The sequence below is a fragment of the cyanobacterium endosymbiont of Epithemia clementina EcSB genome (assembly GCF_029919255.1).
GTDB lineage: Bacteria > Cyanobacteriota > Cyanobacteriia > Cyanobacteriales > Microcystaceae > Rippkaea.
Map to the genome: position 1 here is coordinate 88,789 of NZ_CP123991.1, position 13,450 is coordinate 102,238.

The window sequence follows — 13,450 nt, forward strand, 5'->3', positions numbered from 1 at the left end:
AATCTATTACTGATAGTAGATTATAATTATTTGTAGTAATACAAATTACGAATAAAATCATGAAATCTCTAACATATTTAATGACCACAATAATGATTGCTTTCTGGTTAGTAATAGTTGCTATTTTTTCTATTCAAAATATTACTGAAATTTCTTTAAATTTTTTAATTTTTAAATCTATTAAACTTCCTATTGGAGTATTATTATCTTTCTGTGTAGGGGGGGGAATGATTTTAGGAGCACTAGTTACTCTGTTATGGGAACATTCTAAGTATTTAACTAAAAGACATTTAAGGAAAACTTCTCAGGAAGTTGATGATTTTTAATGTAAATAATATACATGTTAGGCTATTCTGCGATTACAAATCGTAGAATTACATCAGATAATTAAATAGTTAACTAAACGAATTATTCTGAGAATTAATTTAACTTTTTTCTATTTTTTAACCTTATATAATTGTCAGCTATTATAAATTATTTCTTAGTTTTTTTATACTTCTCGTATAATTCCATATCTTTTTCTCTTTTAAAGAATCTATCTAGAAATTGTTTTTCTAATTGTATTCTCTAATAGATTCATTTAATCTACCATTTTTTAAATTTATATTCTCTAATATTTAGAGCTAATAGGTTTAGACAGAATAGTTTTTTGATCTTGGATGTTCTGGAGATATTTTAAAATTAAGAGTTAACTTTAATAGTATTTACTATTTGCAATTAGAAAGGTTTTTTTAAAAAAGTCTGTTATCTGAACAATTATTTTTTCAACTACTTTTTGTTTTAGATTTATTTAGAAAAACCTATTTACTATTGGTAAATTTTATAAAATTTAAATAAAATACTCAATTGCTAAGGACAAATAAATAGTTTATTTTTTTTGAAAAAATTGTTATCAACAATACAAATGATTAAATGTTCATTGACTGTTTTAAAAAATAAAACTTAATAGTCATTAAAATAAGTGTATTGCAGTAAGTTAAAATAAAATTTTTAACTATTTTGTCTTCTTTAAAATAAATATTTTTATTTTTATCTAAAATAGTATCCAATTTTAATTAGACACTATTTTCTTTGACTTGTTGACTCTTTTATTTTAACTATATTGCAATACGTAAAATGTTATTGACTTATTTCCATAATATTTTTCTTGACGAATTTCCAATCCATTGATTGCTATTGCTTGCCATAATTTAGGATTATGTTCTACTGCAATTTCTCCATCTTTTCTTAAGAGTTTATGAGTTGCTATTGCTTCTAAAACAGGTTGATATAACTTACTAGCATAAGGCGGATCAAAATAAATATGATTAAATTGTTGTCCTTCTAGGGTTTTTAGTATTTTAAGAATATCACCTTTAATTACTTTAAAGTTTTGATTTTCTGCAGCAAATTTCTGCCAATTTTGCTTAATGATTTTACACGCTTTCCCATACTTTTCAATTCCTATTACTTCACTTGCACCACGACATAAAGCTTCTGCACCCATTGAACCATTTCCTGCACATAAATCTAGCCAACGACACTCGATAATTGAACCTTGCCAAATATTAAATAAAGCTTCTCTAACTTTAGCAGATGTAGGACGAGTTAATTGTCCAGGTAAAGTAGTTAATAATCTATTTCCATAAATCCGCATTCTAGTTAATAGTTAATTATAGAGACATTGATTATAAATTACCTATAAATCCAAAAAGTTTAGCTAAACTCCCCAAAACACAGCAATTATCAATTAATACCACACGACTAATTAAGATCTTGACTATCTAAGCATTTTCTTAAACTATTCATTATCTTTTCTTATTTTACTTATCCTAATTGCAAAATATTAGAATATAAGTTTATTTTATCTATCTTAAATAGAATTCAATCATATCTAAAAAAACTATTAATTGTTTTAAGATATCTTTAAGTAAGTCAGTGGCTGCAACTGAAGTCTGATTTGTAATTTTTTTATCTCAAAATATAATTAAAAATTATATTCATTTGACTAAATTAACAAAATTAGATAGAAGCTTTAAGCCATGATTTGAAGATTTTTCAGGGTGGAATTGTACTGCTATTAAATTATCAGAAGCAATTGCTGCTGTTACTGTTTGACTGCCATGAGTAACTGTTGCCGCAGTAACAGTTACATCAACTGGATCAACATAATAAGAGTGGACAAAATATAGATAAGGATCAGGAGGTAAGCCTTGCCATAAACTTAAATTAGGTTGAGTAAATTCTAATTGATTCCAACCCATCTGAGGAATAGTAAGATTAGGTTCAGAACGAAAACGACGGACCTTTCCAGGAATTATTCCTAACCCTGGTTCTTTCCCTTCTTCAGAAGAATCAAAAAGAATTTGTAACCCTAAACAAATTCCTAAAAAAGGTTTCTTATCAGCAATTGCTTGGTTAATGGGATTAACTAAATGACGCGCCCGCAGATGTTGAACTGCCGGATCAAAAGATCCTACCCCAGGTAAAACAATTCCAGCAGCTTTAGCAATTTCATTAGGAGAATCAGTAATTTTGGGGGTCATCCCTGTTTTTTCGATTCCCTTACAAACAGAGTGTAGATTTCCCATGTCATAGTCAATAACTGCAATAAAGTCCATGTTGCAAGATTTAATAGAATAGATTCTTTAACCCCATTTTAGGATATAAAAAACCATAACGAGGATTGTCTTAACTTCATTTCAAATTTGGCTATCTCATCCAGTCTCTAGTTCGTCGAAGATTTTTTTAAGATATGTATAAACTCAAGCTATAAAAAAATGTTTGAATATGTAAATAAATTCAACTTAAAGCAGTAATTCTTAACAGAATAGCTGAAATGCGTTAACAATTAATCTTAAAATAGAATTCTAGAAGACTAGAGGACAGATTTAAAACAACGATTAAACCCCAAAAATAATTTTTTAATCATTTAAGACATCTATTAGTTATCAGGCAGTAAAATTAACTCTCTAGAAACTTTATTTTTTAGTAATATGATATTTACAATAATTAAATTATCTCAGTCATGGATTATTTATTTATGTCTTTATTTCGAATAAAAAAATATATCTTGAGACTAGTTCTAGATTTTTATTATCTTTAAAAAACTATTCTAACTCTAATGTATTAGAATAACTTCTTATTTGAAAGAGATAAAAAATAAAGATATAGAAAATAAAAATTACAAGTAAATTTACACCTGAGAATAATTTATATATTTATATATAGAACAAAATTCTAAATTATCATTTAATCGTTAGCAGTTACTTGATGAAAAAACAAGTCGCTTTTTTATCAAGTAATAAATACCTCTTTAAGAGAATTTTAAAATAAACATTAAATACTTTTATCTAAGTAATTAATAAATTGCTAATATTTTATATACTGTTTGAATAAGTTAACTAATAACTATTGATGGTAGTTAATGTAGTTTATCCATCATGAGTTAATTTTCGATTTCGAGACTGTTCCTAAACAAAATCTTAAACAAGGCACATTAAGAAAATACAATTCATTAGGTGATTTATCTGTTTATAAAAAGTTTTCTATAAATTCTTTAAAGTAAAAACAACTTGACCAATTTGCTGATCTTAATTATACTTCTTTAATTTAGGTAAAAGTTTATTAAATCTAAAAGATTAGAATAATTAACTTGATTCATTATTCATCTAAGCAATTGAGGCATTTTTCCTAGTAATCCTGTCATTAATTGTAAAGAAAAACGTTTAACTAAAGGACAAGTATTAATCAACCATAATCCCAACCGACGCAAAATCATTAATGGCCACCACTGATTAGAAAATAAACGATTCAAAAAGTCAGTAAACCCTAATATGATCCAATTTTCGTTTCTGCGCCAGCGTTCATAACGTTTTAATACCTTTAAACTTCCAATATCTTCTCCTTGTTGATGGGCTTTTTGTAAAATTTCTGCTAAAGCTGCCACATCTCGAATCCCTAGGTTTAACCCCTGTCCCCCCAAAGGATGACAGCAGTGTGCTGCATCTCCGACTAGGGCGAGTCTATGGTCTGTATAGCGTTCACTTTGCATTAACTGAACCGGAAATATAAAACGATCGCTGACTAATTCTAATTCTCCTAAAAGCCCTCCAGTCCGTCGCTGTAACTGACTTAAAAACTCTGTTTCGTCTAATTCCCTAATCGCTTTGGCTTGGGCATGAGGGGCTGTCCAAACGATCTGACAACGATTTTCAGGAAGGGGTAAAATTCCCATAGGTCCTGAATACCAAAACCGTTCAAATGCCATATCATTGCTCGGGGCATTATGTTTAACGGTGAAAGTAACACAAGACTGCCAATATTTCCACCCTTTAGTTTTAATACCTACTCCCAAACGCATTGGCGATTGTGCTCCGTCGGCTCCTATCACTAATTTACTACGGATTTGTTGTAATTTTCCCTCCACCTCAACCTTGACTACCGCCTCTGTATCTTGATAGTCGACGGCTATAACTTCAGCCGGAGATAACCATTGAATTTCAGAGGAGTCGGCAATTGCCGTTTGTAGGGTTTCTAGGATCACTTGATGTTCTCCCACATAGCCCAGATAATCTGTTCCAAGATCGGTAGTCTGGAACTCAACTACCTGTGGATAATCGGCATCAGAAAGGCGAATAGAGCGAAATTTTCCAACTTTGGGCAGTATTTTTTCCCAGATACCAATTGCATCTAAGATGCGCACAGACAGTAATGATAGAGCATAAGCTTGAGGTTTGCTGGCGGCTTTCACGTTGACCTGAGCTTCAATAATAACGATTTTTAACCCAGATGTTTTAAGGGCTGTAGCTAAAGTGGTACCAACAATTCCTCCTCCCACAATAGTAAGATCGTAGTCTGTAGTGTGGTTAGAAAGTGAAACAGAGGAGCTTAGCTGAGCGACAGTCATTTTTAAGTATTTCTTCAGAAAAGTACTAAAAAATATACACTTTAAAGCACTAAAAAATATATATCTTATAATTGTGGCGTGAATTTTCTGAGGATGCAAGGTCATTAATTTTCATCCTCATTTAGGAGGGAGTATTTTGGCAGACCATCAAATTAAAATTTAACTGCCCGTAGAGGATTAATGTCTGATGTTTGACGTCTGACTTCTACAAAATTAGCTACTCCAATTCTTAACAATAGCCCCACAAGAGTCCCTAAACTAACATTTAGGGTTAATTTAGGCAAAATAGAAGTCTTTTCTTTTTCAGGGGGAGTAATCAACTGCTAAGGAGCTATTTTTTGGTTAACGGCTTTTATATTCATCTTTTGAGAAATGGTCAGGAGATGAGTCAGACCATTGTTAGCCATAGTCAGTTTTTGCTGTAAATGATCATACTCATGAATAAAGATAGATATTTTTTTGATTTTATACTAAAAACTTTTCATTTCTTTGGCAATAGCTATCTTTCTCATGTGCAAAACTTCAATTTGATTGGCTACCTCGATGAGTTGCTGTTAAAGAGATAAACGTAAGTTACTAGGGGATATCCCAGAATGTTCTAGATTAATATCTTGGTTTTCCAAAGCTTTTGAAGTTTATTGTTGTAAGGATTTCATAAAATTGGTTTTGTATCTTTAATAACTTCAATTGCAGGACTTTTATGTAAAACTTTTATAAAAAAAAGTCCCCAATTCTTTAGAAAGTTCAATGTCCACTGTCTGAAGTTAATAGATAAAATCTTGATAACGATATGATTCATTCAATACACTGACAACAATCCTCTCTTGAGGAGATAATCCTAGATCCTCTTATAAAGAATTACATAGTACCTGGGTTTCTTTAATTTTGGTTTTAGTATTTAAATTTAAACTTTTCAATAGGTTAAGTTTTTTAAAAAATTCTTGGTATTTTTGTTGAGGCTCTATAAAACTATATTACTGACGCAATCGTTGTATTTACCTTTAAGTTTTGCTTATTTCCTGACTTGATTAGGAAATTTGTGACTGAGCAAATTTTATTTCTTGGTTAGCTCAGATATTTTCATACTTATTGCCCTAATCGATATACAATTCAGCTGGAAGAGCTAAGATTAAGGCAAATTTTTTGAGGATCCTCATGTTTAAAAAATTACTTCCATAATCTTTACCCTTTTTAAGGGTTAAATGGTCAGAGAAGTTTCCTTTGCCTAAACTAGACTATGGTGCCCTAAATCATATTATTTTACCGAGTAATTTTTGATAAAATTGGCTGCAATACACTATAACTTTTTATGACTTTGATGTTTGTCTTTAAATCAATTTGTGTTTTAGGATTTCTTTTGTTGTTAAGTCCTTCTAATAATATCTGAAAACGCCCTCAACAAATAGGAGCTTGTTGCACCGTTCACGTAATTACCGTTATTGCCATCTCCAAAGTTAGAGAGGAAATTAATGGCTGATGATGTCCAGTCATCTCTTTAATATACTGTCAAATATCCTATTTTTTTATCTAAATTGAGTGCTTAATTACCCTTTTTAAATAAAAAACTTTTCGGTTATCTTTATCTTCTAAGGGAATAAACAAGTTTCTATAACTATTGTTTATAGGAGGTTTCCTCACAACATACTGACATTTGATATTAATATATGATTAGTATCGAACACAAGATTAAGCTTAGGCGTCTGCTCCAATGATTATGCTCATTGGAGCAGACAATTTAAGCCATTACAAGAAATAGACCTTTAAACATACTTTATACTTTGTTAGTGGTTATTAAACCAATCTAAACTTAATGAGAATTGTCTATATAAACTTATGTATAAGAAACAAAAAATTTCTTATTTATTAAGCTCACAATGGACAGTAAAATGAAAGACCTAGTGATGGTTACACTTTTAAGTTTTAAATTACAAAAATAAAGAAAAATAAGTTTTTATAGAAATGATTATCTCTTGCAATCTCCAAATATATTTTTAAATTAATGCCAAATAATTAAAGAACCAGGCTCTTTGTCCAGTACGATAACACATCTAGAAGAAATCAATTATCAAGAAGCAGACATATAGACTTAGTCAATAAGTGGAAGTTCTAACTATGGCTCATGAGAATTTTCAACATCTTCTCCCCTAATATTTCTGGTTGTTCTACCATAGACATATGACCACAATTAGCCAGTTCAATCACATTACTCCCTTGAACCTCAAAAAGAGGATGAAAACTAGCTAAATAGCGAACATATTTAGGCTCCATTACCGTGTCCTTGTCCCCAGCCAAAAAATAAACAGGTTGTTGCAAACGGGATACTATTTGGGGAAGTAAGTGAACTTCAGTCTCTGTTGTCGAATCAAGTAAAGATCCCAAAGCAGCTTGAGGATCTGCCTTAAGCAAATCTAGAACTCGTTGTCGCCCCCAACGTCTTTCTAAAGGACGAGCTATCATAAGACGAGAGAAAAGTACATCAATCAGAGGCACATAGGATAGCCAACCTGGTCGACGTTTAATTAACAGTTCTCCGGCTAAGCGAAACCGTTCGAATTCTTCCTTAAGATAAATTCCGCCTCCTGAATTTAGACAAATAACTCCCTGAACAGTTTCAGGACAAACATCAGCCCCCCACAAAGCAATACTACCCCCCAAAGAATGGCCGATAAGCCAAGCTCTCTTAATAGCAAATTTTTGTAGTAGAACACTCAAGTCTTGGGCATAAGCCCCTAAGGCGTAAGGAGAGCTACCATTCGTCAAACTGGGATTAGCTCGTTGAAATGAATTTCTCCAGTCGATTACTCTATCTCGATTTAAAGTGTCTCGAATTTGCTGAGAGTCACCGAACCCTCGGAGATCATAAATTAGACAAGGATAGTTAGGTGCTAATTGTTCAATTAACGGAAGCCAATATTGACGGCTCAATAACCACCCATGAATAAAAATAAGTACAGGGGTAGATGGTTGAAAAGACGGGGATGTTAGCTCATAGGCGTGAGGAACTCCCAAAATGTCGATGGTTGGCATGTTTTTATCCTAACCTGATGAGAAGGCCTTTTGCTCGATATAATGATTTAAGAAAAAATTTACAATTTGGTGTCCACTTAAAAACTACCCGGATAGCCTAAATCCAGTATAAATTAAAGAGAACATCAAAGCTTAGCCGTGTCGGCATGGTCTTTTGGAAACGATTGTTTAGTAACTCTTCTGATTCAGTCACCTCTGCTCTAACTTCGAAGTTCAACGGAGAACTCCTAGACATAAAAGGCGAGACAAACAGTCAACGGCACATTTTCTTAAGTACTGAAAGGGACATTAATCTCTACGAACTCGAGAAATTATGTGATGCTGTTGGCTGGGCGCGTCGTCCCCTAAGAAAAGTAAAACAAGCCTTAAATCATAGTTTTCTCGTAGTCTCTATGTGGGAAGTTGAGAAAAATCAGAAGCGTTTGGTTGGATTTGCTCGTGCAACCTCCGACCACGCTTTTAACGCCACGGTTTGGGACGTAGTTGTCCACCCAAGTTGCCAAAATAAGGGACTTGGAAAAGCTTTAATCAAATATATGATTCACCAACTTAGGAATAAAGACATTAGTAATATTACTCTGTTTGCTGATCCTCAGGTAATAGATTTTTATCGTCGTCTGGGATTTGTTTCAGACCCTGAGGGCATTAAAGGGATGTTTTGGTATCCCAATTAGAAATCTTTGAGAATTAAGATTAGACTCTCATGAGATAAAAGTTTTAGGTTAACCTCTGGAGAGAACTCTTGATGATTTTCGAGTATCTAGGCTATAATAGACGAGCGCGATGCGGGATGTAGCGCAGCTTGGTAGCGCGCCTGCTTTGGGAGCAGGATGTCGCAGGTTCAAATCCTGTCATCCCGACTTTAACTGGATTACCCGCAACTGCACTGTCTTTAATGTTCCATCACCCCTATGAATATAGGTTTGTTATGATTAGATAGAACTGGGTAGGAACTCGGTTATAGCAGAGTCTGTCCTACTGTGGGTAAAGGGCCGGTTGTGTGTTTAAAAAACTCTGAATCTCAGTGACCTCGAGCAGCTTTGCTACTATGAAAACAATAGATTCATAAGAGATAGATGCTCTAAACCTGTACCAAAAAACTTAGTTAATTTTCGAGGTTAACTTCTATGAAATCATTCATCCGTAGCAGTGTCATCCTAGGATTAGTTGGAAGTTCTGTTCTTATTTCCTCTTTGTTAGATTCTAGTCTAAATGTTTTGGCATTAACCCCAAAACAAATTGTAGAGAAACTCAATCAAATTCCTGTATTTACTATTGGTAACAGTAATGAGATACTATTGTCTACCGAAGATGACAGACGAGCATTTGTCACTTACCTAAGTCATCAGGATGCTCAGCAGGTTGTCAAGGAAATCACTAAAGAAAATCCTGAAACTAAAGTGGAAGTAATTACTATTCCTTTAGGTCAAGTTTATGAATTACTAAAAAATAAGGAAAAAAGTCAATCCCAAGAACCTCCCGATTTATTTACCTTTGTCCCTTTAAAAGCACAACTTAAATCAGCTTTGTCAATTCTTAGAGAAGAAGATCCTAATATTGAAAGTTTTCCTGGAATTCCTTTATTTTATGGAATGGTAAAAGTTGATAAACAGGATACTTTTCTATCTGTACAAGACGGAAAGGAAAGTTTTACTCCTTTTTACTTTGAGAGAGAATCTCTCCAGAAGTTAATTGAAAATATTAGACTAAAACAACCTGAGTTTGCTTCATCTATAAAAGTTAAGGTAACCCCATTGGGAGGAATTGTTTCAGCCTTTGAAAGTGACGATAAAAAGAAAGAAGACTTTGTAAAAAGTGTTATTCTCGTCCCTTCTCAAGAATCAGCTAAGAAGGTGTTAGAAACATCAAAACAAAATCAGCAAGCAAAGTAGAAATGAAAAGGCAAGTGATGTCATTAATTTCTTAACATAAAAAACAATTTCTCATCAGTTTTTAAGAAGTATCAAATTGTCATAAAAATATGAAAACTTTAATTCGTTGGGGTGCCACTTTAGGGTTAGTTGCTAGTGCAATTTTGTATTCTGGCTTCAATCAATCGCGTTCAGCTTTTGCCTTGCCTCAAGAAGAAATTTTCCAGATGCTCCGTGGACTTCCTGTCTTCATGTTAGCAAACGACAAAAATGTCCCTTTGGGAGGGCAAGTAGATGAAAAAACAGTGTTTACTAACGTTTTCATGAGTAAACAGAGTGCTCAAGAATTTTTAATTCAACTTGGAAAAGAGAAACCCTCTATTGCCAATCAATATAAAGTAAAACTTATCTCTTTAGGTGCAATATATGAAGTTGCCAAAAAAAATTCTAATGAATCCCAACGATTAGCACTTCAATATATTCCCGCCAAAACTGAAGTTGAAGCCGCTAAAACTATTTTAAGTGAAGATGGGAAAGAATATAGAGGGGGCGTTCCCCTCTATATCCTTAAAGGAGGACCTGAACAAAATTATTTAACAATCAAACAAGATGGGCAAACTATTATTCCTATATTTTTTGAAAAAAAGACAATTCAACAAATTATTAATAATCTAAAAGAACAGGAATCTGAAGAAACTTCTAATATTAAAATAGAAATAACTTTACTGGGGAATTTAATTGGTGCTTTAGAAAAAGAAGATAATGATTTTTTCAGACAAATTCGATTATGGCCATCCCAGGAAATGATAAAAATTATTGAAGAAAGTCGTAAAAATTAACAACGGCAATGGAAAGTTCGACTGAAGAGAGTCAAAAGACTGTTATATCGGGATCGGACCTAGCAACCTGGCGAAATTGGGCTATAACTGAGTCAATCGCCGCAAACATCTCTCCTCAAGAAGTAGACTGGTTACTTCAAGAAGTGGCAGAGTTAGATCGACTTTCATTGAGGTTAGAGTCATTTCGGGAGCGATCACAAATTTACCTAAAATTTTCCCTATCTCACTTGGACCAATTATGGCAGCATCGTCTAAAAGATAGAGTTCCTATTCAATATCTTGTTGGTGTGACTCCTTGGCGTAACTTTTTACTTAAAGTTGCTCCTGGAGTTCTCATTCCTCGTCCTGAAACCGAGTTAATTATTGATTTTGCTGTTCAAGCAGTCCAAAAAAGTTCTGTTTCTAACTTAAAATCAGGACATTGGGTTGATTTGGGAACTGGTAGTGGGGCAATTTCAGTTGGATTAGGCATGGTATTTCCTCTAGCAAAAATCCACGCTGTTGACAAAAGTAAAGTCGCCTTAACTATTGCTAAAGAAAATGCTAAAAACTTAGGACTTTCTTCAAAAATTCAATTTTATGAAGGATCATGGTGGACTCCCCTGGAAGAGTTGAAAGGTCAAATTAGTGGGCTAGTCTCTAATCCACCTTATATTCCCACAAGGATACTGCCTCAACTTCAACCCGAAGTAAGATATCATGAACCCTATTTAGCTTTAGATGGAGGTAAAGACGGTTTAGAGGCAATCCGCTATTTAGTACATAGTGCCCCTAAGTATCTTCAGTCTGGGGGAATTTGGCTAATTGAAATGATGGCAGGACAGGGAGAACGTGTAGCTCAATTGTTAGAAAATTCTTCTAATTATCGCTCTATCAAAATATTGTCAGATTTAGCAGGAATTCAACGTTTTGTCTTGGCTTATCGAACTTAATTAGACTGTTTGATTAATGTATTTTTATCTAAAATTGTCTGTGTTTTTATCCGAATTAATTGATAAACAATACCTTCCCCAATAACTTGATAATCGAACGGTTTTAAAGCTAACTGTTCAAAATATTTAGGTTTAGCCACTATCAAGATAGTCGACGACGTATTTTTGTGATTGACTTGCTCATTAAAATATTCGATTGCTCTACCACTATAGATATCAGTTTCAGTGATAGAATCAACGGTTTGTTGAGCATAATAAGTTATACTCGGACGCATAAAACCAATAAAAACTAATTTTTCACCTGGCTTTTGTTCTTGTTTTATCAAAGTTCCAAGTTCTCTCAGAGGAAGTTGCCGTTGACTATCAACAATCGGAGCAATAGGAAGCACAACCCAATTTAAAAAAGCAATAAACCCTAATAAATTTGCTGCCCAAATCCAGCGTCGATGATATTTCCAAAACAGTAAAATTAAAATACCTAAAGCAGAAAATGACAGAATAATTCCGCTATGAAGGGGTACACCTGATTTCTGTAATAACTCTCTAAACTGAGGCATCATTGGATCATAATCAATAAGTTTAGGGCTGATGAAACTTGCAACAGCTAATCCGCTTAAAATCCCTACATTGGCTAGTCCACTGAGCCAAAATAAAATTGTCCAAAGTCCCGACCATTTTTCTCCCTTTGTTGCCATTTGTTCATTCCAAAATAGTGCAACTATAATGGCGGCAGCTGGTATTAAAGGAAGAATATAACCTGCTAGTTTAGTGACTGAACTTGAAAAAAATAAAAATGTAACAACAAACCAGACTAAAGCGAATAGACCTAGGTGGCTTGAACGATGGGAAGAAACCCAAAGCTTTCGTTTCCAAAAACGTAAACGAGCAATAGCTAATGGCAAGAAAATTGACCAAGGAACTAATCCAACTAAGACCACCAAAAAGTAATAATACCATGCCCCAGGATGACGACTAACAACACTAGTGAATCTTTGTATATTGTGCAGTCCAAAAAAAGTATTAATATATTCTTGACCGTGTTTTAAAGTAATAAGAACAAACCAAGGGATAGTAATAGCAATAAAGCTCATAATTCCCAATAACCAAGGAGTTTCTTTTACCACTTCAACTAAACGACCAACAAATAACAGAAATACAATAACAATAATCCCTGGAAGTACAATTGCTACGGGACCTTTAGCTAAAACACCTAAGGCCATAAATACCCAATATCCCACATACCACCAATTTTTAATGGATAATCCTAATCGCTTAGTAGAATCCTTTTCAGGATGAGCATAACCAATAAAAAATGACAGTAATGCTAATCCAATATTGCTAGACAAGAACATATCAGAAACCGCTGTTCTTCCCCACGCAATCCAGAAAGGATTAAAAGCAACAATAGCTGCTCCTAAATTGGCTGAAAACCATAATTTACATGGATCGGACTGTACTTTCTTCTTTGTAGAAGAGTGGAAAGATTTAAGGCTAAGAAATCCAAAATTGTGTAAACTATAAAAACTCAAACCTACTAAAGCAATTGCAAATAAAGCTGAGGGAAAACGAGCCGCCCATTCACTTACCCCAAATAGTTTAAAAGACAAAGAGATTAGCCAATAAGTCAAAGGCGGTTTATCAAAGCGAGTCTCCCCATTCCAATAGGGAGTTAACCAATCTCCTGTCATATGCATGTGACGGGATGCTTCAACAAACATGGGTTCTGTTTTATCAATTAATCCAATAGTTCCTAAATCCCACAAAAAAGCGATCCAGCTAATTATTGCCAGCCATATAATAGAAAAAATCCAGAGTGTTTTAGGAGATTTTTTTAATAAATTAAATTTATTTATAATCTGTTTATGCGTATCTATTTTATCCATAATAATATCC

General features: G+C 33.4%; 11 protein-coding genes and 1 tRNA gene. 6 read left to right on the plus strand and 6 right to left on the minus strand.

Annotation, left to right across the window (positions count from 1 at the left end; translation table 11 throughout):
• Positions 1-59: 59 nt before the first annotated feature.
• The gene (locus P3F56_RS00300) at positions 60-326 is read left to right on the plus strand and encodes a LapA family protein (RefSeq protein WP_281152791.1); all 267 of its coding nucleotides are present in this window, start codon (positions 60-62) and stop codon (positions 324-326) included.
• 767 nt (positions 327-1,093) lie between these two features.
• On the opposite strand, the gene rsmD is transcribed toward P3F56_RS00300, so the two are convergent.
• The 5 genes from rsmD to P3F56_RS00325 form a co-directional block, all read right to left on the minus strand.
• Positions 1,094-1,636: a 16S rRNA (guanine(966)-N(2))-methyltransferase RsmD gene (rsmD, locus tag P3F56_RS00305; RefSeq protein ID WP_281152792.1), complete on the minus strand. Its 543-nt coding sequence runs from the start codon at positions 1,634-1,636 to the stop codon at positions 1,094-1,096.
• Between the two features lie 343 nt (positions 1,637-1,979).
• A complete protein-coding gene (gene hisH / locus P3F56_RS00310) occupies positions 1,980-2,600 on the minus strand; it encodes an imidazole glycerol phosphate synthase subunit HisH (RefSeq protein ID WP_281152793.1) in 621 nt (206 codons plus the stop codon).
• 1,046 nt (positions 2,601-3,646) lie between these two features.
• Positions 3,647-4,888: an FAD-dependent hydroxylase gene (locus P3F56_RS00315; protein WP_281152794.1), complete on the minus strand. Its 1,242-nt coding sequence runs from the start codon at positions 4,886-4,888 to the stop codon at positions 3,647-3,649.
• 152 nt (positions 4,889-5,040) lie between these two features.
• On the minus strand, positions 5,041-5,208 hold the full coding sequence (locus P3F56_RS00320; protein ID WP_281152795.1) for a hypothetical protein: 168 nt from the start codon (positions 5,206-5,208) through the stop codon (positions 5,041-5,043).
• A gap of 1,786 nt (positions 5,209-6,994) precedes the next feature.
• Entirely contained in the window at positions 6,995-7,915 is a 921-nt protein-coding gene (locus P3F56_RS00325) for an alpha/beta fold hydrolase (protein WP_281152796.1), read from the minus strand.
• 146 nt (positions 7,916-8,061) lie between these two features.
• Between P3F56_RS00325 and P3F56_RS00330 the strand changes: the two genes are divergently transcribed.
• The 5 genes from P3F56_RS00330 (at position 8,062) to prmC (ending at position 11,557) form a co-directional block, all read left to right on the plus strand.
• Positions 8,062-8,589 (plus strand): GNAT family N-acetyltransferase, encoded by a 528-nt coding sequence (locus P3F56_RS00330; RefSeq protein ID WP_281152797.1) that lies wholly within the window; start codon positions 8,062-8,064, stop codon positions 8,587-8,589.
• A gap of 112 nt (positions 8,590-8,701) precedes the next feature.
• Positions 8,702-8,775: transfer RNA gene (locus P3F56_RS00335), tRNA-Pro, on the plus strand.
• A 267-nt stretch (positions 8,776-9,042) separates the two neighbouring features.
• On the plus strand, positions 9,043-9,807 hold the full coding sequence (locus P3F56_RS00340; protein ID WP_281152798.1) for a Tic22 family protein: 765 nt from the start codon (positions 9,043-9,045) through the stop codon (positions 9,805-9,807).
• Between the two features lie 89 nt (positions 9,808-9,896).
• Positions 9,897-10,625: a Tic22 family protein gene (locus tag P3F56_RS00345; RefSeq protein ID WP_281152799.1), complete on the plus strand. Its 729-nt coding sequence runs from the start codon at positions 9,897-9,899 to the stop codon at positions 10,623-10,625.
• An 8-nt stretch (positions 10,626-10,633) separates the two neighbouring features.
• On the plus strand, positions 10,634-11,557 hold the full coding sequence (prmC, locus tag P3F56_RS00350; protein ID WP_281152800.1) for a peptide chain release factor N(5)-glutamine methyltransferase: 924 nt from the start codon (positions 10,634-10,636) through the stop codon (positions 11,555-11,557).
• Here the strand turns inward: prmC and P3F56_RS00355 are convergent.
• Positions 11,554-13,440, minus strand: coding sequence for an ArnT family glycosyltransferase (locus P3F56_RS00355; protein WP_281152801.1), 1,887 nt, complete (start codon positions 13,438-13,440; stop codon positions 11,554-11,556). The genes prmC and P3F56_RS00355 overlap by 4 nt on opposite strands.
• Between the last annotated feature and the right edge of the window lie 10 nt (positions 13,441-13,450).